16 protein-coding genes are annotated in these 24,430 nt (G+C 51.3%); 3 read left to right on the top strand and 13 right to left on the bottom strand.

Annotation, left to right across the window (positions count from 1 at the left end; all coding sequences use genetic code 11):
- Window positions 1–251: 251 nt before the first annotated feature.
- From ACFQ88_RS10915 to ACFQ88_RS10890, 6 genes are all read right to left on the bottom strand, one after another.
- Window positions 252–1,478 (bottom strand): FAD-dependent monooxygenase, encoded by a 1,227-nt coding sequence (locus tag ACFQ88_RS10915; protein ID WP_379454112.1) that lies wholly within the window; start codon window positions 1,476–1,478, stop codon window positions 252–254.
- 102 nt (window positions 1,479–1,580) lie between these two features.
- Window positions 1,581–1,784 carry a response regulator transcription factor gene (locus tag ACFQ88_RS10910; RefSeq protein ID WP_379454367.1) on the bottom strand — a complete coding sequence of 68 codons (204 nt, stop codon included), beginning with the start codon at window positions 1,782–1,784 and terminating at the stop codon, window positions 1,581–1,583.
- A gap of 124 nt (window positions 1,785–1,908) precedes the next feature.
- The gene (locus tag ACFQ88_RS10905) at window positions 1,909–2,772 is read right to left on the bottom strand and encodes an RNA polymerase sigma-70 factor (protein WP_379454111.1); all 864 of its coding nucleotides are present in this window, start codon (window positions 2,770–2,772) and stop codon (window positions 1,909–1,911) included.
- Window positions 2,750–4,051, bottom strand: coding sequence for a phytoene desaturase family protein (locus ACFQ88_RS10900; RefSeq protein ID WP_379454110.1), 1,302 nt, complete (start codon window positions 4,049–4,051; stop codon window positions 2,750–2,752). Before ACFQ88_RS10900 ends, ACFQ88_RS10905 begins: the two co-directional genes overlap by 23 nt.
- Before the next feature lie 350 nt (window positions 4,052–4,401).
- A complete protein-coding gene (locus ACFQ88_RS10895; protein ID WP_379454109.1) occupies window positions 4,402–8,931 on the bottom strand; it encodes a CBM96 family carbohydrate-binding protein in 4,530 nt (1,509 codons plus the stop codon).
- Between the two features lie 38 nt (window positions 8,932–8,969).
- Window positions 8,970–10,283 carry an ABC transporter substrate-binding protein gene (locus tag ACFQ88_RS10890; RefSeq protein WP_379454108.1) on the bottom strand — a complete coding sequence of 438 codons (1,314 nt, stop codon included), beginning with the start codon at window positions 10,281–10,283 and terminating at the stop codon, window positions 8,970–8,972.
- Between the two features lie 218 nt (window positions 10,284–10,501).
- On the opposite strand from ACFQ88_RS10890, the gene ACFQ88_RS10885 reads away from it, so the two are divergent.
- The gene (locus ACFQ88_RS10885; RefSeq protein ID WP_379454107.1) at window positions 10,502–11,386 is read left to right on the top strand and encodes an AraC family transcriptional regulator; all 885 of its coding nucleotides are present in this window, start codon (window positions 10,502–10,504) and stop codon (window positions 11,384–11,386) included.
- A 195-nt stretch (window positions 11,387–11,581) separates the two neighbouring features.
- On the opposite strand, the gene ACFQ88_RS10880 is transcribed toward ACFQ88_RS10885, so the two are convergent.
- Window positions 11,582–12,220 carry a ThuA domain-containing protein gene (locus ACFQ88_RS10880; RefSeq protein WP_379454106.1) on the bottom strand — a complete coding sequence of 213 codons (639 nt, stop codon included), beginning with the start codon at window positions 12,218–12,220 and terminating at the stop codon, window positions 11,582–11,584.
- A gap of 102 nt (window positions 12,221–12,322) precedes the next feature.
- Here ACFQ88_RS10880 and sigZ point away from each other — a divergent pair, with 102 nt between their 5' ends.
- A complete protein-coding gene (gene sigZ / locus ACFQ88_RS10875; protein WP_379454105.1) occupies window positions 12,323–12,883 on the top strand; it encodes an RNA polymerase sigma factor SigZ in 561 nt (186 codons plus the stop codon).
- Here the strand turns inward: sigZ and ACFQ88_RS10870 are convergent.
- From ACFQ88_RS10870 to ACFQ88_RS10860, 3 genes are all read right to left on the bottom strand, one after another.
- Window positions 12,870–13,706, bottom strand: a complete 837-nt coding sequence (locus ACFQ88_RS10870; RefSeq protein WP_379454104.1) for a hypothetical protein — start codon at window positions 13,704–13,706, stop codon at window positions 12,870–12,872. The two genes, sigZ and ACFQ88_RS10870, sit on opposite strands and share 14 nt — an antisense overlap.
- A gap of 269 nt (window positions 13,707–13,975) precedes the next feature.
- Window positions 13,976–15,352 (bottom strand): hypothetical protein, encoded by a 1,377-nt coding sequence (locus tag ACFQ88_RS10865; protein ID WP_379454103.1) that lies wholly within the window; start codon window positions 15,350–15,352, stop codon window positions 13,976–13,978.
- Window positions 15,353–15,389: 37 nt separating this feature from the next.
- Complete coding sequence (locus ACFQ88_RS10860; RefSeq protein WP_379454102.1) at window positions 15,390–16,676, bottom strand: ABC transporter substrate-binding protein; 1,287 nt, start codon at window positions 16,674–16,676, stop codon at window positions 15,390–15,392.
- A gap of 171 nt (window positions 16,677–16,847) precedes the next feature.
- On the opposite strand from ACFQ88_RS10860, the gene ACFQ88_RS10855 reads away from it, so the two are divergent.
- Window positions 16,848–17,741 (top strand): AraC family transcriptional regulator, encoded by an 894-nt coding sequence (locus ACFQ88_RS10855; RefSeq protein WP_379454101.1) that lies wholly within the window; start codon window positions 16,848–16,850, stop codon window positions 17,739–17,741.
- A gap of 115 nt (window positions 17,742–17,856) precedes the next feature.
- On the opposite strand, the gene ACFQ88_RS10850 is transcribed toward ACFQ88_RS10855, so the two are convergent.
- The 3 genes from ACFQ88_RS10850 to ACFQ88_RS10840 form a co-directional block, all read right to left on the bottom strand.
- Window positions 17,857–20,205, bottom strand: a complete 2,349-nt coding sequence (locus ACFQ88_RS10850) for a hypothetical protein (protein ID WP_379454100.1) — start codon at window positions 20,203–20,205, stop codon at window positions 17,857–17,859.
- A 1,227-nt stretch (window positions 20,206–21,432) separates the two neighbouring features.
- Window positions 21,433–22,776, bottom strand: a complete 1,344-nt coding sequence (locus ACFQ88_RS10845; protein WP_379454099.1) for an FAD-dependent oxidoreductase — start codon at window positions 22,774–22,776, stop codon at window positions 21,433–21,435.
- Between the two features lie 108 nt (window positions 22,777–22,884).
- A complete protein-coding gene (locus ACFQ88_RS10840) occupies window positions 22,885–24,420 on the bottom strand; it encodes an extracellular solute-binding protein (protein ID WP_379454098.1) in 1,536 nt (511 codons plus the stop codon).
- Window positions 24,421–24,430 lie beyond the last annotated feature (10 nt).

The raw sequence follows: 24,430 nt of genomic DNA, 5'->3' as shown, positions 1-24,430 counted from the left end.
GTCTATGATTTCGTCTAACTTGAGTTATGCGTGACTTTCCTTAAGCGATTTTCGCTATCCATGACGGATTTTCATTAATGCTTCTCAGTTCCTTAGCCAGCGCTATACGTCCGGGCCGATAATTCCGGCAAACGAATGCAGTAAGAAACGACAACGGTGGCTATGTTTATTCCAAATGCTTTCCGGGCACACGCGCCCCCCCTCATCAAACGCTCCATCAATGCCGATCTCCCCATTGCATCCGAAAAAAGTTACCGCTGCAAAATATCCGAAACGATGCTCTCCAATTCGTGCGGCTCGTATGCATGGTTGTATATGCCGAGAAAAGCTCTCGTTGCCTCCGGAACGCTGCCGATCAACCGGTTGACAGCCGTCTGCTCCGGCGACAACGGCACGTTTTTCGTATAATGGCACGCCATATAAAACCGCGACAGCATCTTGTGCTCCAGCTCGCCCGCATACTCGTTCGCCATCGTCCCCCATTGCCCCTCCCAGGAATCGTGTGAGGCGAGCACCTTCGTCAGCACGCGGGCTCCGTACAACGCATCGTGCTGGCCTTGTCCGACCGCCGGGTCCTTGAAGGCAAGCGCGTCTCCCGTCAACGCCCAGCCGCGGCCCATTTCTTCGTACCAGTCGTTATCGTAGCCGTGCAGCCCTTTGATCGGCCCGACCAGCTTGGCGTCGCGCAACCGCCGCGGAAACGACGTGGCGGCAAGACCGGCTTCGATCGTTTCCCGGAAACACGCTTCCGCCTCCCTAGCGAACTTATCGAGCCGCGCCTTCCAGGCGAGCGGAAACATAAGGCCGACGACATGCAGCTCGTCGCTAGTTGGGAAAACGATAGCCAACTGTTCGCCCATTTTGTAAAATTCCGTGCACCGTTCGCCTTCCTGCCGGAAGCCTTCGAAATAGCCGACATACGAAGCGAAATCCGTCGGTACGGCCCTTTTTCGCAAGCTTCCGGCCCACTGCCTCACTTGCGACCGCCTCCCGTCGGCGCCGACGACGAGCTTGGCGTAAAAAGCCGCCGTTTCCCCGTCCTTCCCGACCCCTTCGACGCCGATGACCGTATCGCCGTCCCACAGCAGTCCCATCGCACGGAAGCCTTCCAGCGCTGTAACGTTCGGATGCGCGGAGGTGTGCTCGAATAAGATCCGGTCAAGGTGGGTGCGCCGGATGCAGAGGCATTCAGTTTCCCCCGAGATTTCTGGAAACGCCCCGTCGATCACCGTATCTTCCATCCGAATGTACGCCCTCCGATACGTCGGCGTTCCCGTAGCCAGCAGCCGGTCGAGCACACCCATTTCCCGCAGCATCGCAACCGAATTGTTGAAAAAGTTGTGGGTCGATAGCACATCGCTCGGAAAATGTACCCGATCCAGCAGCAGCACGTTGTAGCCCACGCTGCCAAGCTCCCAGGCGAGTGCCGACCCGGCGATGCGAGCACCCACGATGACGACGTCAAAGCTATTTTTCATATTGAAAATCTCCTCCCCTATGATCCGACTGCATCGATTGTAACCCGCAGCGGGGAGCAAGCGCGTCTATCGAACGATATAGGGGGGAGATATATGTTTTGGCTAATCGTCTTCCCGTTTACCCAGCAGACCCATCCGCTCCACCGCGCGAATCGCCTGAACGCGGCCACTCGCCTGCAGCTTGCTATATATGCGGTGCAGATGCAGCTTGACGGTACCTTCCGAAATGACAAGCCGAGCCGCGATTTCCTTGTTCGCCAGCCCTAGCGCCATCAGCCGCAGCACCTCTGTCTCCCGCGATGGCAGGCGAGCTTCTTAGTCCGCTACGGGCGACGAATCAACACCGGCCTCGCCTCAGACTTTGGCAAAGGAGCTGCCTCGGCAGCTCCTCTGTAGAATTTTACTATACAGCTCTTTTTAAGTCGTGATTCTATAGATGTCTTAACTTTTCCGGATTTGCGACGGTATAAATCGCTTCGATCTTATGATCTCGATAAGCAAAAGAATAAACATATTGAATCCCTTCATCCAAACGAATGCAGATTCCGGGGAGACCATTTACCATGAGGAACGAGTACTTAAATTTGCCTGCATGCATGTTGATCACATTGCGATGAAGCTTCAGCACTTGCTCAAACCCGACAACAGGCACTTGTGCCGCGCTTACTTTGCCTCCGCCATCCGAGTAGAGCACAACATTTTCACTAACGAGTTCAAGAAGCTTCGTCGTATTTCCTTGCAACAGCGAATTCACAAACTCTTTAATCTTCTCCTCCGCAATGGAAACCGGCGGTTGCTGGTCCGGGTCGAAATGGATGCTTTTTTTGGCGCGGTGGAAAATTTGCCGGCAATTCGCACTGTTTTTCCCGACTATATCGGCAATCTCTTCAAACGAATAATGAAAAATCTCTCGAAGAAGAAAAACCGCCCTTTCCGATGCACTCAATTGCTGCAGAAGCAGAAGATAAGCCGTGGAAATCGACTCCGATCGCAAATACCTATTGGATGGATCGTCGTCAGCAGCCCCTTTTTCAATCAAGGGCTCCGGAAGCCATGGACCGACGTACATTTCCCGCTTTTTGGCTGACGAGCGCAACAGATCCAGACAACGATTCGTTACGATCTTGTATAGGAATGCCCTTTCGTTTCGGATTGTCCCGACGTCGGACAGCCCGTCATAGCTCAAAAAAGCATCTTGTACGATATCCTCCGCATCCATGACGCTGCCGAGCATTCGATAGGCTAACGAAAACAGCTCCGTTTTATAACGTTTATATAATTCCTCTATGCTCATAGGAGGCATTCCTCTCCTTGCTCTCAAGGGAGAGCATGTGTTGTATGGCTCTTTTGGCGCTTGCCGTCGCGGCATCAACCAATACTTCACCGTGCGACGCCCATTCACCTGCTACATATAATCCTTGTATTTCCGGGACAGCGGGTCCGGGATTCTCAAGACGTTTCATATGCATAAAGTCGTGACAAACCGTCAGTTTAGGAAGGTATTGCTTGACAATCAATTCTTCCCGCCATCCCGGCTGCATCAAATCCAGCACGCCTTCCAGTTCATGCAAATCTTTATCCGGGTCCGTTTCTTTCCCTTGGTACTTTATGAGCGATATGACTTGCGCGCCATCGTCGCTTAAATAAGCGGCACGCGATTGATTGGTAAGAAGCACGGTCTGATCGATCCCGTATGCAAATTGTTGTTTAGGCTTGGGAAGTCGTTTCAAGGCCACGTCCAGGCAAGCCGCTGTGATCTCAATCGCTTGTTCTTTCCAGGTATGAAGGGCGGTTTCCTCTGCAAAGGGCACCAGCTGATTTGCGACAGAAGGTGATGTGGCAAGGACAACATGGAGCGTATCGATTTTCGTTCCGTCTTCACAGAGAACCTGCCGCACAATCCCGCCTCGGGTATCGATGGACGAGACTTTGGTATTTGTTTCAAACCGCACTCCCAGATCGGTTGCCTTTTGCCGCAATTCCTCGACCAATTCACCCCAGCCACGATCCAGGTACAACACGCCTTTAAGGGCATTCTGCAGTTGTTTCAATACAGGACCCGCGGCTGGCAAATCCGGCCCGGCCACATAACTGGCGGCACGAAGTAACGAATAAAAGATATTGCGCACCATGGGATCTCGCAAATTCCCTTCAACCCATTCGCGGACACTGATCCGATCAAATCGACGAATATCCATTTTTAAAAGTTTCGTAAGACAGGAAGCAAACTCCATCTTTCCTTTCCAAGACAACAGCGGGGTCGTAAACAAGGATTTCATATCCGAAGGCAAGGTGTTCAATTTCCCTTTCCAAATGCCATACGCATCACTCGAAGGTTGCTTTCCTTGCAGGGTCAGTCCCAATTCCCGGAAAGTCGCGTACGCATCTCCCGTATACAAGGCATGCGCGCCCAAATTGAAGTAAGCTCCTTTTTTCTTGTTGGAAATGGCTCGGCCGCCTAAGCGATCTTGTTTTTCAACGACCATGGTTTGTTTCCCGGCTTTAGCTGCGTAAATTGCTGCGGTTAAACCCGCAATCCCTCCACCAACCACGACCACGTCAACCTTTTGCATCACTCATCATCCCTTTCAAATTTTACCTGTATGACGGGCAAGGGATGTGAAGTGTGACAGAAAAGCAAAAAAAATTTAAGAGAAATCTTCTGGATTGACAGGATTCCCCAATTAATTGGAGCAGATGCCGTGCCTGCTCCTGCTCCAAAAACAATTCAATAATAGCACGTATTGGAAGTATCCTGCTGTTAACAGCTTAACGCGGCTGCCGATTCATGCCGACAGCCGCGTCTTAGTTTTTTTATAAAGCTATCAATGACAAACTACTTCAATAAAAGAGGGACCCCTTTCCAAATTATGAGTCCCTACTATTGTTTTGGTATTGGGTTGATGTCTGAAGAAAATAAAATTTATTCAGGAGCTTTATGGAACGTCACGGCACCGGTAAGAGGCTGATCAGTTACAGTCATGACTGGGACGGTCTCATCTCCTTTCCACAAAACAAAGGAAGCGGTCGTCGTCGGTCTCGGGCTTCCGGACTCGTTCTTTGTCAAAGTCAACCTAACGACATACCGTTCATTGTCCGCACCTCTCGCTGATCCTTCTACGATGACGCGATTATCGTCAATGACAAGATATTGAAAGCTGCTCATCTCAAGCTTAAGTCCGCTCGACTGGAGATGTATCCCCATTCCTTCGGGTAAGTAGCCGCCACCATAGCCTAGCTTGCCGGTAAGATGGATTTTGCCGTATGTGTTTCCCGTAACCGTATCGCCTGCAGTCGATTCTGGGAACCAACCCGCTATGGTAACGGGGCCACGCGCCGGATCATAGACGGCAAACGTGACAGACTCGCTCGCCTGATTGCCCGCAAAATCGGTTGCCGATGCGCTCAAGGTGTGAAGCCCCAGCGCGGTTACGGCCGTTCCTGACACGAAGGGCTGCTCGTTCAGCTTGACGATCAAGCTCTTCACTCCGGTCTCAACATCGCTCGCCGTGACGACGGGCGACGCGCTTACCGGGTAGCTAAGGCCTTCTGTTACACCTGAGACGCCGATGACAGGGGCGGTGCTATCGGTCAGCTTAAGCTCCAGATAGGGCTTGAAGCTGCCATTCTCCCTGGAATTGAAATTGGTAGCCAATCCAGACGATACATCTTGAACAATCGCCATGCTCGCCGTCTTATCTCCGGATAGCTGCCCGGCGATATAAGACGTGATGTCAAACGCGCGCCACCCCGCCACATTGTCGACGGTAACCGTCGAGAGCGGCTCTTGGGTTTCAGGCTTGTTGTTCCAGGTCACTTCCTTTTCCATCCAGCTGTCGTTGCTTACCGCCCGGACCGTATTGTCTACTTCCGTTCCGGCTGTATCGTTCGTCACCCCATATAGGTACAGAACAGCCGAGTTCAAATCGCCGGCTATACCGTTCAAATCGAATTGGAAGAAAGTCTCTCGTCCGAAGTTGGGCGTGCTCTTTTTGACCGTCAGGCTGGTGGCGGTTCCATAATTCGTATCGGCGTAGTCACCGCTCCTCACGAAAGCGTCCTTGACCGGCAGAAGCTTAAGGCTGAGCGGATCGATGACCTGAAATTCGACCACCGCGAATTTGAGATAGCCGTCAAGCTCAACGAATGCCGCTACTTTGGCCGTCCCCACCCCATTTGCTGTCACAAGCCCTGATCCGCTCACCGATACGACGTCCTTGTCGGTGGACACGTATTCCACCGTCGCCCGGCTCCTATCGAGCGGTTCGCCCGTCGTCATCGTTCCGGTAAGGTGGAGCTGCGCCGATTGCGTCACCTTCAGTTCCGTCAAGTCGGACGCGAGAGCTACTGCTTTCAAGCTCGGCGGCTTGGTCTGACCGGGAACTACCTGATCGTAAATACGGACTTCCGAGATGCTGTTAAATTCGTTCTGCGAGTTTCCGTGTCCGACGATTCGAATATAGCGCACGTTCTGCTCGCCAGTATTGTAATTTTCCAGCTCGTCGGTATTCCCGGAGCTGCTGCCGCTAAATGCACGTGCCCAGCTCGTGCCGTCAGCCGATACGTCGATATCGAACGAAGAGGTGCGTTCCATTCCTCTGTACCAGGCTATGGACACGCTGCGCACCGTTTGGGCGGAACCCAGGTCATAGCTTATCCACTGTCCGTCCCCAAGAGCTGACCAGCGGGTTCCCAAATCGTCATCAATCGTATTCGACGGAACGTTCCCGTCATCTCCGCTCGCCGTCACGGCGACAATTGGCAAGCCCGCCTGCCCTGCATTGGATTTTCCAGGGAAGTACACCGCATACCGTGCGCTTCCTCCGCCGGGCTTCGATACATCGATCCATGCGGCACCAGGCAAGCTGTCCGCCTGCGAGATCGTTACAGACGCGCCAGCATCGGCCGCAGTCGCCGTCACAATCGGAGCGTTCGTCGTCCCTAGAGGCAGTGCCGCGTCGTACGTGAAGGTCCTGCCTTCAAAGCCGGCCAGCGGAACGCCATCCAGCGATATACCGCTCAGCAGTGGAGCCGTTGCGGCGTTTGTCTGCCACTGGGACAGCGGCTGTACCGCCGGAAGCTGTGTAGGCGGGGCTTCTCCCTCGCGTAAAGGCACCATCAGTACCGATAATTGCAAATTCTGCACATCCTCGACGTGGATAGCAAGTTTGCGGATGCCGCTGTTCGGATTTTGCCCATCCGGATTAGGCGATGTCGGCAGAGGCTCGGGATCCATCATGACAAACTTAGCCTGCGACGGCGACAATATGCGCGCCCACAGCCTTTTGCCGTCCTTGGACAGCATAGCCCAGCTGCCGTCCTTCGCGATTTCCTTAATATCGGTCGAAGTGTGCATAAACCACCAATAGTCGGAAGGCGCTTTCGCATGCACTTCATCCTGTACGAGCATCTGCCGACGGTTATCGAGCAGCCGGATGCCGCGCTCGGCTTTATGAACCTCGCTTGCGTAAGCTGCGGTCAAATCGGCAACTGCGAGCGCTTCCTGCGGCGTCGATTCGACCCGGTTGATCACAATGCTCTTCGAGTCGTCCTGCTCCGGTCCTTGCCCGGGGTTAATGACAAGCACGTTCTGCCCCTCGCCCCGCATCCGGTAGTAGTTCCATCGCTGATTGCCGAAATAGCCGGGCAAATTGTAGTTGTCTGCGCCAAGCTCCTGCGCCCATCTTATGCCAAGTGCATCGAATACAAACGTTCCGGCGTCGAGATTGTGATGGTTTTTCTGCTCACTGGCGCCCTTGAAGCCGGCATACAAAGCTTGCGGGTCTTCCCAGGCGCTGCGAAAGGTGACCGCTTCCACGTTGCGGAAGTATTTGTCTAACGGAACATTGGCTGCACGAGGCCCCGCATAGTTATTCGGCATATACCAGAGCAGATCGAGCGGTGACGGGTTCATGTTGACCCGCTGCGTCTGCCACCAGCCGTATTCCGGCTTGTTGAACTGCTCTCCGAACCAATGCAGCGACGGGGAGTTAGGTACACCCGAGCCGGCGTCCGCAAAATTGAATATTTGGTTGACCGGACTGGACATGAAAATCGGGAAATCACCGTTTTGCGGCAAGCCCGGGCTTTGCGACAAGTTGAAATCGGTTCCGAGCGCCGTCTGAAGCGCCTTGAAGTAAACCCCGATATATTGGATCGAATATTGCCAATAGCCAGGTCCCTCGTACCAGCCGCCGTCAGGCGCCCATTGGCCTAGCGCTTTCGGCAATGAGTTAAACCCGCGCTGCAGCAGGTCTTCGGCCATCGCCTTTACCTCGGGCTCATCCCCCAATGCAAGCGCGCCCATGCCGATGCCGCCGTTGACGACAAAGTTCCAGTTGTTCGTCGTGTTGACCCAAAACTCGGGTTTGTTGTATCCCGCCAAAGCCGGGATGAAACCTTTCGTTATAATGGAATTGCGCAGAAACGCTCTCCGCTCTTCCGTCCAATAATCGTACAGCCAATCGTAACCGATTGCGAAGGCATGCGTCATTTCAGCCGTATCCAGGAAGTGGCTCGGATTCCAATCCTTGAAATTTCCCGCCGCCTCCAGCTCCGTCCACGCCCGCTCCGCGTAGCGTGAATCACCGCTAATCCGATACTGCATGCCCAACGCCAGAATGCGCTCCAGCACTTTACGGCTGACCGCGAGCAGTCGAACACCGTCGGGTATTTCATATTGGGAAGCCGGCTCCGTCAAAATTTGATTCGCCTTGACAGTAAGGCGGCCGTACCAGTCTGAAAGCCGCACGTCCGTTTGTATACGCTGCTGCAGGGCGGCAAAGTCGGCGGCTGTCGCCAGCAGCCGGGGGTGCTGCGTCGTAATCATGTCCGTTATGGACACCTCCTTGCTCAGCTTGGCATCGTCGAACCATACGGTTCCTGTCGCGTTCCAAAGAAACAGCTCGAACAGCATGCGGACGGCTCCTTCAGGCACCGTAACCTTCTGCGTTATTTGCTCCCAATTCTGAGTCCCCTTACGCGCTCCGGCAAAGGAGTCCGTGCCGATCTTCTGGTTGGACGAATTGTAAAATTGGTAGCGGATGACAACCCCTCTGTCGGTCGATACGATGTTATCCATTTTCACCCAAGCACTAAGCTGGTAGCTTGCCCCCGGCTCCACGCCAACCGACTGGGTAAGGCTGTTTCGTGCGGTAGCATCCGCTTGGATCCGAATCGATTTGCCGCCGTCCTTGAACACCGCCTCATCGATAACGTACTGCGGCGTGCCGCTGGCAACCCATCGGCTCCAACTGGACGGTAATCCGCCTGTCACCGACTCGAAGCTGCCGTTAACCAGCAGATTCGGCCCGACTGGAACGGCATTCGTTACCAGCTCCGCTTGTACGGAAGCTGCCGGAACATAACCGAAAAGCAAGGTAATCATGATCATCAGAGCCATGAGTCGCTTGGGCTGAACAGCTTGCCTCATGGCCTTCGTTGCTGCATTCACGGAAAACCCCTCCCTTTTATAAATGGAGCCTCTTGCCGTTACTTGGAACCGGCATCCATCTCCTGAATTTTTTTGTTGGCCCGCTCGGCCGCTTCACGAAGCGCTGTATTGGTATCCTTGCCGTTATATACGACGTCCCTTACGATCGTGTTAAATTCCGCGTTGACATTCCCGTTGTATTTGTTGACCGAGCCGGCGGGGGCATACTTATCCGGCTGGAAAGCTTTGACGTTTTTACCTTTGTACATCGGGTTGTTCTGGCCGAACATCTGTCTAAGCGATGGATTTCTTAAGGAAGTCAAAAATTTGCCGTCCTTAATTTGCTGTGACTGGTATTCCTCGGTCGTCAAGTACGAGATCACCTCAAACGCCTGATCCTTATGCTCGCTCATCGACGTCACATAAAAGTAGGTCGGATACGCCTGCGGACCGGTGTCGGGCTTGTCTTTAAACACCGGGAAGGAGGCCAAATCCCAGTTCATATCCCCAATCTCCTGCGCAGTGTGCAGCGCCGTTGTCGCCAAAAACATCGCTACGTTCCGGTCCTTGAAAAACCGGTTTCTCTCGTGCGGCTCCGATATTTGATTCGATTTGACCGTTTCGTAGCCCGGCAGCTTATAGAATCGGATCAAGTTATCGGCGAATAGCCTCCACCTCTCATCGGTATCGAACGTAGACTTCCTCGTCTCGGTATCGACGAGTGGAATCGAATAATGATTCATCATGCTCAAGTGGCCGTAAGAGGAGCCAAGTCCGTAATATTGTACGCCTCCGTCCATACGGGTCAAGATTTTGCTCATCTCATACAGATCATCCCAAGTTAACCCGTCCTTCGGATAAGGCACACCAAACTTATCGAATATATCCTTGTTGTAGTAAATCGCCGAAGGAGGCGTGTACACCGGCAAGCCGTACATGCCGCCGTTCGCCAGCTTTTTGGCCGTATCAACCATCGTTGGCTCAAGGTGATCCAAGCTGAAGTTATATTTTTTGATCAACGGCGTAATGTCGTATTCCAACTTGTTTTCCATCAGATGAGCGGGGCTTGCTCCTATGGAAGCGAACACGATATCGATCTTCTGTCCTGCGGTCAGCAGCTCCTGCACCTTGCCCCCGGCGATATAGTTGATCTTAACATGGGGGAATTTGGTCATAATCGGCTGTGCGAACGTTTTCGTAAACTCCTCTTCGGGCCAATCCGCCGGAAACGGAAAAAATACAGTCAGCTCGACAGGGTCTTTCTTGCTCACAGCGGTTTCGTTTGCGGGTGCCGGTGCCCCTTGGTCCGCACCGCAGCCGGATAATATGACGGCTGTGCCAAGCAGCAATCCGCCAAGCGTTTTTTTGTTCAATGCAATCCCTCCCAGTTTGTAAGCGCATACAAAAAAACAAAATATCAATAGGCCTGCTGTCATTCGCGATGCAGAAAAAAAGCAGACTTCTCTTCTTCACCCTCCTTCTAATCTTATCCTTGTGGTATAATTTGGTATAAAGGCGAGTTGTAATTTTATTCTATTTATTGGCAGCATAAAGTTCAACAGTAATATTTCATCAAGGATGGTAAAATATTATGCCTTCAATCCATGGATTCCGTTCCCTAACTTATCCAGACATTTCGTCACATCCTCTCCATCTTATTTTGACGATCGGTCATGAATCGACCCAAGATCCGTGCTATCGGTTTGACGGGCAGGAAAGGACCAAGGGGCTGCTTTTTCAATACACGCTGTCCGGAGAAGGAAAGCTGAGCATCGGACAGAACACGTTCTCCGTACCGAAAAATCATGGGTTTTTCGTCCATATTCCAAGCGATCATTATTATTATTTCGACCCTTCATCTGCTGATAATTGGGAGTTTATATGGATTAAGCTGTATGCTACCGAAGTATCGAAGCTGTATTGGAACCATTTCATCGATCGGTTCGGACATGTCGCCTTCGTCCCCTCTTCTGCAGAGCCGATTTTGATTTTATGGAGCTTGTACAACAGTATTGCCAACAAGAAGATTGAGCACCAGAAACACGATATATCGTTTCGCGTTTATGAATGGATACTATCGCTGCTCCGCTTTTCGGAAGGAGAAGTTCGCACCGACCGGCATTTGCCGGAAACGGTTCAAATCGGAAAGCAGTTTATGGAACAGCATTTTCACGAGCCCATCTCCTTATCTCAAATCGCGGAAGTCGCGAAGGTTTCCCCCAATCATTTTTGCAAAATGTTTCAAAAGCATGTCGGGGCATCGCCTGTCGAATATTTGCGGCTCGTCCGGTTGGAGAAGGCTGCTCACCTGCTGAAGCATACCCGGATCCCTGTGTCACAGATAGCTGTCGAAACCGGCTTCGATAATTTGAGCTATTTCGGGAAAGTGTTCCGTAAGCTTATCGGAATGACCCCATCGGAATATAGGGACGGCAAGTCGGACTTGGCCGGCAACCAACTGCACATTATGAGCTGAAATAAATAGTTTGGAGCCTAGATTCGTTTTATAGAAGCGCCGTTAATTTCCAGAAATCCCGCTCGTTAACATAACAAAGCTGCCGTTCAATAATACGGCAGCTTTGTCATGGTGATTAGCACTATCGTACCCGTCAGCGTAACGTGGCTGCAAAAATTCGAAAAGTCATTGGCGAGTACCTTCATTTACTATCCATTAAACGCTGGAGTCAGCTATCCAGCGAACGCTATTTAGAATGAGCCGTTGGATAGCCTCCGGCTTGAAAGAATCTGCCCTATGACCCGGATGTAAATATACTACCTTACCTAATCCATAATTGTGTTCCCACATAGAAGGCCATCTTTTCCCATGGTATTCGTACTCAATTAGAACTGTACGGGGGGTGAAGGGATCAGATTCAAACTGATATGGCTCCTCTTCGATCGTAAAGTCCGCCACTCCTTCTAAGAGTGGATGTTCGTTCATAATTCTATAAAAATGAAGCTTTTGATAGGGCGGGTGGGTAACAAATTTGGCACCGATTACCTGCAGCAGCTCGTAGCTGCCCGCCAATGAAATACCGTTATGAATGGCAAGCAATCCGCCTCCCCCTGCAACGAACCTCAGCAAACCGGCAATTTGCCCGGATGTAAGTTTTCTTGTCCAAATATCAGCATACGAGATAACTGCCGCATACTCGCTTGTATTGAGCGTCGATAAGTAATCATAGTTCCGGGTTACAGTCAGACGGAATTCTCCGCCTAATATCTTTTCCAATTCATTCTGTACAAGCTCGAGAGGGTGCCAAGCCCCAAGATGATCATCACCTATTATCAAAATTCGTTTCTTAGCCATTTCAGTCATCTCCTTGGAATAAAAATGTGTTACGATAGGTAGACGGAGAAATCTGATAATGGACGCAGAATTGGACAAAAATTATTTGAAAGGATCAAATAAATGACAGTAGAAATTTCCCTATTATGGAGTGACTATTATCTGCAACTCAAAAGGTTTGTCGCGAATCGAATCCTGAACCAAGCGGATGTAGAAGACATTGTACAAGATGTTTTCATAAAGATAAACGATCATATAGACGATCTGAAAGATGAGAAAAAGTTGTCATCGTGGATCTATCAAATCGCTCGAAACAGTATGGTAGATTATTATCGTAAGAAGAAATGGGATGACGAGTTGCCAGCACAATTACAGATAACTGACGAATACGAAGAGCCGGATCTAGCCCAAGAGGTCATTGCCTGTTTCGAATCGGTAATCCAACAACTGCCGGAAAAATATAAGGAAGCGGTGGAGCTCTCCATGTTGAAAGGAATGTCTCAGAAAGAATTGAGCGAACGGCTTGGCATCTCCTATTCTGGTGCAAAATCAAGAGTACAGCGTGGACGTGAGATGTTAAAGGAGTTACTGACCGGCTGCTGCCATATTGAGTCGGATCGTTATGGGAACATTATTGATTTTCAGATCAAATGGCGCTATCCTTCTTGCTCTAGTAATGAGTAAGGAGGGCAGCTGAGCAATGGCGACTAATGCAACACTCGTGAATATTATGAAAGTACTGCTTTATCTCACTCCTAATGCTCCAAGACTCATCTGCCATACTTAGAAGTGCCTGAGAGACCAACAACAGATGACTCGATTTTTCTTTCTGACTTATTCCATTCCCTGCTTCTAAGTTGATAAGCAACTTATCAATAACCATGATAAACCTAAGCGCCGCAGACACAGTAAAACCGAATCGAGCAAATGTTGAATTTCCGTCCCACCCTGCAGCTCTAAGCCCTTGCATATAACTAAGAAATAACTCTTCCTTATATTCTTCTACCATGTTAACTGGAATTTTCCTTTTTAATAATGCATATCCAAACATCCGACCGAGCTCATCACCTACGCCTGAGATACTTGCAAACTGCCAATCAATCGCCATTAGTGAATCGTGTTCATCTATTTGCTCCAGAAAAATGTTATCCCAGTGTACGTCTTGATGTGCAAATACACGGGGCAGAAATTCTAAAGTTTCCAGTAAGCTATTTACTCTTGATCTATTGTGAAAATAGCTCTCCCATGTTTCACTCATACCATGAAATTCATTCAAATGTTTATCCCATATTACTTTTTGTTCTTCTATGGGTTTGGCATATGCAGTACAAACCTCTACCCAAGAACGCATCCAAGTGCGGCAAAAGAAAGAATCGGTCGGGAGAGGATTTCCTAATAAATAATCACCATTATATTTTCCGAGCAAGTAGGATATTTTACTCATGTGCATGTAGGACCAGTCACATTGGTTAGACCCAATAGCTATATCCTCGAGCCAAATCCACATATTGCCATGAGCATCCTCTTCCACTGCATAGCATTTTGGCGCCCTAATACCAGAGGGCAATTGATTCAGTATCCCTGAACGGTAAACCAAAGCTTCACGTTTCCAGTAATAGTAGTGATCCACTTGATTTCGCAGAGAATTATTATTTTCTCATCCCTTTATTTAAAGAACATGCAACCTAAGTAAGGCGTGCAGAGAAATAGCACTGTTTTTTCCGAAATCGGTTCATCGAAGTGTGCTTTCCCTAGTAAAGGTACATACTGCACTAACTATGGCGTCAGCTCATTTCCCGCTTCGCTAGCCTCGCCGTTACTAACCTCTGCACGGATCGTGTCCGTATAGGCAACGAACATGTAGGTCTCCTTTTCTGCCAGTTGGTTGATCGTCACCGAAGTTTCCCCCGTAAGCGGAATGGTTTGTCGAACGCCGTCCCAACCGATTACTTCCAATTTATAAGCACCCGGGGGAATGCCAGTAACGGTATAAGAAGTTCCTGCATGATTAGTCCAAAAAGGCCGGTTTTGCCATACCCACATGGTCTTGCCGCTGCCGCTCAGTTTGTATTCTCCGGTCTGCTTTGGATCCATGGACACAAACGACATGCCTCTTGTCTTGTCCAGAACGGTTTGCAGCGTGATGCCGCGAGCGGTGGGCGTCCAAGGGGCCAAACTCGAATTCATCCCGTAATTCGTATCGACTGCCGTCGAGTTAAAGAGGCTCCAAGGAAACGCGAATTGGGTGGCGGACGTTACCCCGTCGTTTTTCACGACCCCAAGATGATCCCAAATTGCCGTAAGAAAGCCTTTGGCAGCTTCCTCTTCGGTAACGAGCCGCTTCTTGAAATTGAATTCAGTCGAGTAAAAATTAACGTCCGCTGTAATGCCGGACACACGCTTGACCGAATCGAAATTACTTTGCGCGGAAAATTTGTACATGCCGTCCATGGGACTATACTGAACATCGAAATAGGTGTGAAGATCGATTCCGTCAAGCTTGCCGGTGTTGTAAAGCTCGGCTATGGCGGGGCCGTAGCCTCGGAGCGAATAATCACTGTTCGAATTAGCTCGGGCAAAGCCGCCAGGATTCACTTTCAAAATGGTATCGACAGCATGAACGCCGTCAGCTAGCCCTTCGAGCGCGTTGCGGTACGCGGTTTTGTCGATTAAATTTTCTACGTCAGGCTCATTCATTGCCGTATATACCGTTATTCCCCAGTCTTGTATGCCATTCGCCTGCGCCCAGACGCCGCCAGGCCGGAACCGTTCTGCGAAATCGTGGCCGATGCTATACCAATAGTTGTAATCGCCGAGCGGCTGCCCGTTATTCGCATAAGAACCGTAATATTCGAACAACAATATCGGGGTCACTCCGCTCTGGTACGCTTGCAGCATCACGCTGTCCAATCGTTCCGGTGTCGGCTGTCCGTTCGCATAATAATATTGAGGGTATACGTTCATGCGAGCCATACTGGCCCCTATGGTCTGAAGCGCGAGAAACTGATTGATTTGCGTAACGCTTCCGTTCGTGAAATTGCCGCCTCCCATAACGGAACCGATCTGCTGTCCCGGCGTTAATGCCAGCACATGATGACCGAACGACAGCAGCCCCGCCACTGTCAAGGAAATTGCCTGTGTTATTTTGTTCACAAGACCATCCGCCTTTCCGATTCGATTTGGTTTCCGCTTACTTTTTCAACGCATCGATCTGCTTGGAGGCTTCTTCCTGTGCTTCCCGTAACGCTGTATTGATATCTTTGCCGGCCATCACTTCTTTAAATTTTGCTTCCAACGGCGGACGAGCTTTACCCGAATACGTTGATTGTGCAACGAAGGGAGCTGGCTTGCTCTTGAAAATCCCCTCGATATGCTTGCCTTTCAGCAGCGGCAGGTCTTGGCCGAAATGCTTGTTCATCTCTGGATTTTTCAGCCCGGACAGCATCGCAGTCGATTTCGTATAAGCAAGCTGCACTTCATCAGAAGTCATCACCTGAAGAGTCTGCATCGCCTGCTCGCGATGTTTGCTTGTCGTCGTAATGCAGAGCGCATAAGCCTTCACCATACCGTATAAATTCGGCTTATCTTTGAAGCTCGGGTATTGGGCTATATCCCAATTTACATCGGACTGCATAAGGCTGCTTACAACACCATGGGATGCGTACATTGCCACATTTTTATCTTTGGCGAAGCGGTTTACCGTTCCCGCGTGATTCGATATCGTATTCTGGTTGCCGGGGATGCTGTATATTTGCTTCAGCGTTTCGAATACTCTTTTCCAGCCTTCGGTATCAAGCGTCGCCTTCTGTGTTATCGGATCAACAAATGGTAATGACAGCGAATTGCCAAGCTTCTCCGGCCCTTCCGGATCGAGTCCCTTGTATTGGATTCCTCCATCTTCGCGCGTCAGCTTCTTTGCCAGCTCGATCGCATCTTCCCAGGTCATTCCGTCCTTCGGATAAGCTACGCCGAACTTATCGAACAAGTCTTTGTTGTAAAACAAAGCATAGAAATCTTGCGCGAACGGCAGTCCATACAAAATCTCTTTCTTATCCCTGTCGCGCATCCCGTCCAGCACCTGATCATCGAATCGGCCGAGGTCCAGCCCCGCTTTCTTGACATCCGCCGTAATATCGCTAAGTAGCTTCAAATCCTGAAATTGTACCAGCACGTCGTTCCAGGCCATAATGATATCGACTTCATTGTCACCGCTTGTTACGATGCTATCCGGCTGCATGTTCGGTCCGCGCACTACCTGCTGCAGCGTAATGTTCGGGTATTTTTTCTTGACGGGCTCGGCAATCAGTTTCTGAAACACATCATCCTGGAAAATCGCGTCCCACATATAAATTTTCAGAGTGACCGGCGGCGCCTCGGTTTTTGAGGCCATAGGTGCGTTACCTGTGTTGCTGCAAGAAGCAGTTATTGCGGCGAGCATCAATGCTACCGCTGTTTTTCTCACAAGTTGATGAACCAAGGTCATTAACCTCCCTTTCTTTTTTTAAAGACTTGCCTAATATCAATTACCTTTTAATGTAAACCCTTACAATTCGTTATAGTACCAAATGTGTATTTGGTTTAAAATAGACATAATGGACAATATTTCAATAAAAATGGCCTGATCATACAAAATGGGGGGGAACATAGTATGGACATTCAATTTCGACGGGATTATGACGATCTGGACTTGCGGATTCAGATGGGACATTTACAAATCAACGTATGGTATATTCGTTTCGTTCCTGCCTCCCTTCGAACGAATAAGAAGCATGCGCACGGTGGCTACGAACTGCATTTCATCCCGTATGGGTTCGGACAGCTCATTGCCGATGGAAACCATTACGAGATTACGCCCAATACGTTTTATTTAACCGGCCCCATGATCTATCATGAGCAAATGACCGATCCCGATAATCCGCTTGCGGAATGCTGCATTAACTTCGATATCACTGTAACGAAGAAAAGAAAGCAGTACAACGAGTTCATCCGCATTGAAACCGACGCAATGATCGAAGCGCTATCTTCCACAAGGTTTTGGTTCGGGGAGGACGAGTACCGAAGCATCGAGCTGTTCCAGAAAATTATGGATGAATTGGACAATCGAATGGTCGGCTATTACCACAATATCCGGAGCTATATATCGCAAATCATTGTTAACGCCGTTCGCAGCTACCGTGGCGAGAATAAAGCTGATTATGCACTGCCCCGCAAAACGTTAAACGAAAAAAGAGAGCATCTGCTCGATGCTCTCATGAACTCGGATACACCCGATATGTCGCTGGATCAAATGGCGGTCGAACTAATGGTCAGCAAACGCCATCTGCACCGTCTTATGAAAAAACAATTCCAAATGACATTCAAGCAAAAGCTATCGCAAGAAAAGTTGGAGACTGCTAAGAAGCTGCTGATCGAAACGAATCTCACCATAGACGAAGTGGCTCACTCGGCCGATTACTCGTCGAGCAGTTACTTTTGCAAAAAGTTCAAAGCGCACACCGGTATGTCGCCCACCAAGTACAGGCAGGCTGCGATACGGGAATAGGCAAACGGGCGCATTTGTAGGAGCAAGGTTACGAAGGCTTACTTGCTGGATTTTCGCTCCAGCAGCCATGCTCCCTTTATGTTAGACAGCCTGATACTGAGGTCAGATCCGTCCTTTACTGCACTAACTGTGCATCGCGAAACAATGTGGGATCCTTCGGCGTCGTCCCGACTCCCGATCCCCACTGCAAGAAACCGTCGCGTGAATCGCCCGTGGAGCCCCGGTCATCGTCATTTACGAGGAATGACATTCCGATGGTATGCGCCGGCGGTCCGCTAAACCCAAGCGAGGCCCACGGCACAGAGATGACATAGTGCGTGATGCTGCCGCTTTGAATGATACTTGCTTGGGCACCAGGGGTTGGTCCCGCCTGCTGGCCAGCAGGTGCTGCGAAGGTGTAAACCGACGGTCCGCTGTCGAGAAGCGCTGCACCGAATTCAACACGCTGGCCTCCGGCCTGCCCAGGCACCCGGTCGTAGGTGCTGAACTGGATGGAATCGGTCTGCCACATGGTGTTCGGTGTGCGTGCACCGAAATGTTTGTCGTCGGTGATCGTGGCGTCGATCACGAGCCCCTCATTGTTGTAGTTGATACGCAACTGCCCGCTTAGGTCGCTGTTCCCGCTGCGCGTCCCTAATATCGATACCCAGGTCGCTTGCGTCGCCAGGTTGATTGCAGGCAAGCTTTGGTGGTCCACGGGCTCGATGGGAGCGTAGGAAATCGAGCCGGATGAAACGTCCGAACCGCTGGCGCTGTCGACCGCCACGCTATAGCTCAAGGAGTCAAACAACGGAATGTCAGAGAGCGGAACCCGCAGCGAAGCGGTTCCACTTGCAGCGACATACACCCTATCCGACACTGTCCCTGATGCCGGCCCTACTTGGTAGGTAACTTGGGTCGCCGTGAGGTCGCTGCCCCGATTATTCTTCAGCGCGATGTCGAGAAAGTAATTTCTGGACGCAGCGTCCGACGTGATCGTCGGTTGAATGCTGATCTCGAACGGCTTGACGACCTTTGTCGTCGTCCTTAAGCCGGCTACAAGACTCGGCTTGTGCTTGTCATCGTCTCCTTTCCCCGGCTTCACTTTCGTTACATCGACGGACACAGTCCGCTGGCCGAGGAGCGTGCTTGCGGGAATGCTAATGGCTGCACTTGTTACCTTGCCCGGAGAAGTGCGAAGCTTAACGGGCTGTGCCCCGCTTGCAGTGAGAGTCAACTCATTGGGAAGGTCCGTCTTGCGGTTCGATCGGTCTGCAGTCACCGTAACAAGAACCGTATCTCCTTGGATCGACCGATCGGCGACTTTCATCGTGACCGCTGACTGCGTCACACCCAAGCTGTCAACGTTGCCGGTGACGTAGATCGGGCTGCCGGTAAGTGTCAGAACGACCATACCGTCTGTCGGATTCACCGTCTGCGTTGAGCCATACTCATTAGTGATAATAAGAGGCTCGGTAGTGTGCAAAGCAATGGTCTCGGAGCCGGTGGACCACATTACCCGAGTCGTCGAGCCTCCTCCCGTATAAGGATACGAGTAGGCTGTAGCGGAGCCGAGGTCATCGCGAGCACCAAGGGTCTTTCCGGTCACCGCGCGAATAAGCACAGCGTTTGTGACAGCTCCCGGCTTCGGAGCTACGCCGGCTACACCATCAACGGGCTGTCTGAATAGCCCAAAGTGATGCTCCCTATTATTGGGGTCCTTACCGTCATCCATAGCCGAGTACCAGCTGAAGACGTCCACACCTGCTGCCATTGCCAGCACCTGAGCACGCACCAGATTGTCCGCTTGCTGGGGCTCTGTGGAGGCGGCGGCATACGTCGGCCAGCCGTTTTCCGTAATCCATACCGGGACATCCCGAGTTCCTGCTGCCTGCTTCACCTGCTGCACCAAAGCAGGAAGCTTCGACACCAGCAATGTGTGCTCGGGCGGGGTGTTGGCACCCTCCAGGGCGTAACCATAGACATTTGTCGCGAAAGTATCAATGTAGTTGATGCCGCCTGCTGCGAAAAAGGCATTGTTCCAGTTATCGTCAATGGTGGACGGAATCGGGCCTATAACGTTCGCGTCCGGGTTTCCTTCGTGTATGGGGCCGTACATGGCCTGAAGCATCTGCACGTAGCAGGCTGCTGTTGTCCCGCAAGCGCCGTTGTTGAAGCCGGTGCCATTGAACTCATTGTAGATGTTGAAATCGCGGACCTTGCCCTTATAGTGCTCGGCAGCAGCTTTCCCGAACTGACCAAATGCAGCTAGACCAGCCGCGGAGCTCGGCGTTTTCCCGTTATCATAATTGGCGTTGTTGTAGGCCAGGACACCCTGGGGAGTCATGCCGAGGTCAAGAGACTGTTGGGACTTCGCTTCAAAGCCATACCCGGCCCAGTTGTATACGCCGGGCTGCTTTTCAATTAGGGACCAGTTCACATCGCTTCGAACGTGGCCGTAGCCGATGGTCGCCAAAGAGTTCATGAGCCCATCTTCGAGGGATTTGTAGTGACCGAAATGGGTGCTGATCCCGAAGAAGGAGTCAGGACTCAAGGCGCCTGCTGGCGTGGGGGTCACAATGCCAAACGTTGTGGTGCGAGTTAGTGTTTGGCCATCAATCACACTTGAGAAAGTCAGGTTGTAGAATCCCGGCCCGAGGTCCTGTACGGATAGCAGAGCATGTCCGTCGGTGCCTACGGGGGTAGATCCCGTGCGAAGACTTACGCCCTGATCATCTGAAATGGCATATGAAACTGAATCACCCACCGTACCGAAATCCAGGGTTGCGGAATTGGTTGTGAAGAGCAGGCTCGGGTTCATCAGTGACAGCGCTGGAGTCGTTGCAAAGGTCACTTGGACTCGTGCGAAGCAGATTTCTGGGATGACGCCGTTGAGGCTGTGAACGCGAAGACGGAAATCTGCGCCGTTCGTACCGTTGGCGAACTTGATTCCGCTCAGTTCAAAGATCTGGTTCTTCCAAGTCTGACTGCCGCTCGTAGGCATCCACGGGGTGGCCTGAAAAGCGTTGCTCTGACCGTCGTACTCTATGGCTATGGTCGTCGCCGCTGCATCAAAGTAATCAACAGACACAACCGCGTACGTCGCGCCTGCAGGTTTTACGGAGCTTGCGACATCAACGTAGACGTAGGGGTTCAGCGGATTTTGTGATGTCGTCCAGCACGCCATGCCGTTCTTGGTCGTCGCGGCATGCACCGGATCTTTGTCCGCGTCACCGGGCCAAGCCTTGTTGATACCGCTGTAAACCGGAGGCGAACTCAAGATTGCCACGGCCTGCGGATGGGCAGCTATGGCCATAGGCGCCATCCCCCCAAGTACGCTGACGGATACAAGCAAAACAAGCATCAAACGGATCATCCACTTTTTCACGAACATCATGTTCACTCCCTTATATTGGGCTAAAATCCAATTTCATTTTGTAAGCGGTTACCTTTTTGGGGTTTAGTCGCCTATCAATGGAATTCTAAAGAGTGTGTGATGAATTCATGCCCGGCCAGCGGTTGATGGGGGTTTCAATTGCTTCTCTAAATCCCTGCTGACTCTCCGGTCACTTTTTCACCACGTTTTCTAAAAGACAGATCACTGCGAATGCATAAACCGACTTTCTGTCGCTCTTGTCCCTGCATCCGGGCGGCTTACTCAACCGCCTGGATGGCGGAACAATGAATGGCTCAGTATGCCGTACCTCCCAGATTAATTCATTTCCGCTGCCCAAGCAGCGCTTGCAGGCATCGGAATCCGCTCCACCTCTCCTTCTATAAATTGACCCCGCAGCTGGAGAATGAACCGGATGTGGGAGGGCTTGACCTCACGGACATCCTGGAGCCCCCGGAACACACAGAGCGCAGCTGCCGTTCCCGCCGCTTCCCCAATGGCGCTGACCGAAGCCATAATCCGGTAGGAGCTGTGGGCTTCGTGGGTGCCGCTGATGCATCGGGAGCTGAGTAATAGATTGGCGCAGCCCTTGGGAATAAGCGAACGGTATGGGATATGGTAATAGCCTGGTTCAGGAATGCTTTCCAGCCTAGTGGCGCCTCCATCCGGACTATGAATATCCAAGGAGTAGGCGCATGCCGCCACCATATCATCAAAGCGTCTGCTCTGCAGGCAGTCCTCTGCGGTCAGTTCATATTCTCCGACAATTCGCCGCCCCTCTCGGACACCCAGCTTGGGGGCAATGTAATCCAGCTTCGCATGATGGAAAGCAGGATGCTGCCGAATAGCCTCAAACAACTCCTGCACCTGCCGAATTCCCTCTTCCCTGCCTCTTGTAACCGTTTCTGGGCGGGTAGGGTCTACATCCAGCACCGAAGTAGAATTGAAGAGCAGGGCTTTGCCGTCTGGGTAGGGGAAACAAGTGATGCCCTGTCGGGGGTTGCCGGTGCGGCCTGCCGCTTTCATGTCGAGATAATAAGGTAATAGCTCCCTGCGCAGCGAATGGATAGCCGACCATTGCCGAATATCCGGCTCCTTCAGCAGGGAGCAGTTTATGCCGCTGACCTTAAAGGTCGCCGTAGCGGATTGCAGCCTGCCGTCGCCTTCTCTACCCAATCTGTACTCCAATCCCGCCAACGCGGAAAGATTGCCGTCGGCAGTGGCATCGAGGTATATCTTGGCGGTAACCGCTACCGTTCGGCTGCCCTGGATATGCAGACGGACAATTCGTCCGTTCTGCTTATCCGCTTGGATCACCTTGCAGTCGGTCCATAGCGTAAGGGTCGGTTCGGAAGTGAGCAGCCTCTCGTATGCAGCTTTCAACTCCTGCTCATCATAAGTAGGAACAAGCTTCTCATTGTAATGCGTATATGAGGCAGGAAACAGCTCTCGGTGAATGCCGCTGGTAATCGGTCTTCCCCGGGAATCCCGGAAGGTGCATATCAAGGATACGCTGGAAAATACACCTGTCCCCCCCACCTCCTTGGCTTGCTCAATCAGCAGCACTCTCATCTGCAATCTTGCAGCAGCTAACGCAGCGCTTATTCCTCCGACACCCGCGCCGGCTATAATGATATCAAAATCAAATGACTCACTATTCATATCTTAGACCTCCCAAATGCGTGGCTTCACAAGACAAGCCCACAGAACAAATGCATTGTCCTCCGGCAACTAACTCGTGACGCACCTCATTTTCTTTACCTAGCCGCATTATTTCTTAGCCTGCTTCGCATACAGCTCCGTATAATCCTTGATCATCTGGTCACCGCCCTGGGAGCGCCACTTCTCCACTTCTTTATTGAAACCAGCTTCATCAAGGGTTCCCATAATGAATTTGACACGGGCGTCGGCAATGATCTTGTTCAGCTCCGTTCCCTTCTCCACAGCCGTCTGTGAGATCAAGGGCTCTACCGGATTGGATATGGCAATGGCTTCGTTGGTTTTCATCATGGTGCGGAATTTATTGTCCGCCTCCCCCTTCCCCTTCCAGATCATCAGCGCACCGTCATAGGTGGGCAGCTGCTTGAGAGGAGATACCTCGTTGGCATATGCCGTCTGGTCAGAGATGACCGGCTCTCCGTCCGCTCCTTTGGTGTAATGGACACCCTCGATCCCCCACGTCCAGGTATACATCATTTGGTCATCGACGATTTTGTCGAAGAAGCCAAGAAGCTGCTTCAACTCCGCCTCCGACTTGACGGTGGCCTTCGGGAACACGAACATTCCGTTATATCCGGTCGTTGCAAACACCCGCTCACCCTTAGGTCCCTGAATTTTGCTGACAATATCGATCTTGGCAGCAGGGTTGGCTTTCTTCAGCTCGTTTCCCCCGGTGATCACGAAGTCGAGGGTAGTGAACAGCATGCCAGCCTTGCCTTGATAAAATTGCTCTTGCTGTTTGTTGACTTTGGTTGCCGCGAAATCCTGGTTAATCAGCTTTTCGTCATACAGCTTCTTGTAGAACTTCATCGCTTCCATATTTTCTTTAGTCATAAATAGGGGAACTGCTTTGCCATCCTGAATAGCCCATTGGTTCGGCGCTCCGAAGAAAGAGGCGATGGTCTGAAAGCCGGTGAGTCCCATGGCGCCGGCGCCTCCGGAATCCTCGGCTTCCACTAGCCCGAAGGTATCGTTTTTGCCGTTTTTGTCCGGATCGTTTAAAGCGAACGCTTGGATAACCTTGTAGAGATCATCGATGGTCTTGGGTTGCTGTAAGCCCAGATTGTCCAACCAATCCTGCCGGAAGGCGACACCCTGGCGGCCCAGCGCTCTGGCGCGGTACAAACCGTAAATCTTGCCATCCACGGAGATATTGTTCAGTACCTGCTCACTAGCGTTGTACTTGCTCAGGTTGGGAAACTCCTTGATATAGGGGCCGATCTCCCAGAACATGCCCGACCGCTCTGCATTGATGATGGATGAGGACTTGGTATCCGCAATCATCAGTACCTGAGGCAGATCATTGGAGGCGATGGAGACGTTAACCTTGTCATTGTAAGCGGACGCCGGAACCCAAGTGGCATTGATCTTGGTATTCGTGTATTCCTCGATCCGCTTAATTATCGGATTGTCGGCCTTGGGAGGCTCTGTCGACGAATACTGGTTCATCATCGTGAATGTAAACTGTCCGTTTGATGTTGTGTTTGTGTTTTTCGCTTCCTGATTACCGCCACACGCCGATAAACTGGCGGCCGTCAAAATGACTGCAAGACCCGTTAGGGACATTTTGTGGTTTAACTGCTTCATGTCTTACTCC

Source organism: Paenibacillus sp. NPDC056579, from assembly GCF_042793215.1.
Classification (GTDB): domain Bacteria; phylum Bacillota; class Bacilli; order Paenibacillales; family NBRC-103111; genus Paenibacillus_S.
This window is presented reverse-complemented; position numbering and strand designations above follow the sequence as displayed.

What these genes read in the sequence shown, in the direction of transcription:
- ACFQ88_RS10915 (WP_379454112.1), bottom strand. Translation starts at nt 1,478, where the DNA reads ATGAAAAATAGCTTTGACGTCGTCATCGTGGGTGCTCGCATCGCCGGG.
- ACFQ88_RS10905 (WP_379454111.1), bottom strand. Translation starts at nt 2,772, where the DNA reads ATGAGCATAGAGGAATTATATAAACGTTATAAAACGGAGCTGTTTTCG.
- ACFQ88_RS10900 (WP_379454110.1), bottom strand. Translation starts at nt 4,051, where the DNA reads ATGCAAAAGGTTGACGTGGTCGTGGTTGGTGGAGGGATTGCGGGTTTA.
- ACFQ88_RS10885 (WP_379454107.1), top strand. Translation starts at nt 10,502, where the DNA reads ATGCCTTCAATCCATGGATTCCGTTCCCTAACTTATCCAGACATTTCG.
- ACFQ88_RS10880 (WP_379454106.1), bottom strand. Translation starts at nt 12,220, where the DNA reads ATGGCTAAGAAACGAATTTTGATAATAGGTGATGATCATCTTGGGGCT.
- sigZ (WP_379454105.1), top strand. Translation starts at nt 12,323, where the DNA reads ATGACAGTAGAAATTTCCCTATTATGGAGTGACTATTATCTGCAACTC.
- ACFQ88_RS10870 (WP_379454104.1), bottom strand. Translation starts at nt 13,706, where the DNA reads ATGTGGATTTGGCTCGAGGATATAGCTATTGGGTCTAACCAATGTGAC.
- ACFQ88_RS10855 (WP_379454101.1), top strand. Translation starts at nt 16,848, where the DNA reads ATGGACATTCAATTTCGACGGGATTATGACGATCTGGACTTGCGGATT.
- ACFQ88_RS10850 (WP_379454100.1), bottom strand. Translation starts at nt 20,205, where the DNA reads ATGAACTCTTTGGCGACCATCGGCTACGGCCACGTTCGAAGCGATGTG.
- ACFQ88_RS10845 (WP_379454099.1), bottom strand. Translation starts at nt 22,776, where the DNA reads ATGAATAGTGAGTCATTTGATTTTGATATCATTATAGCCGGCGCGGGT.
- ACFQ88_RS10840 (WP_379454098.1), bottom strand. Translation starts at nt 24,420, where the DNA reads ATGAAGCAGTTAAACCACAAAATGTCCCTAACGGGTCTTGCAGTCATT.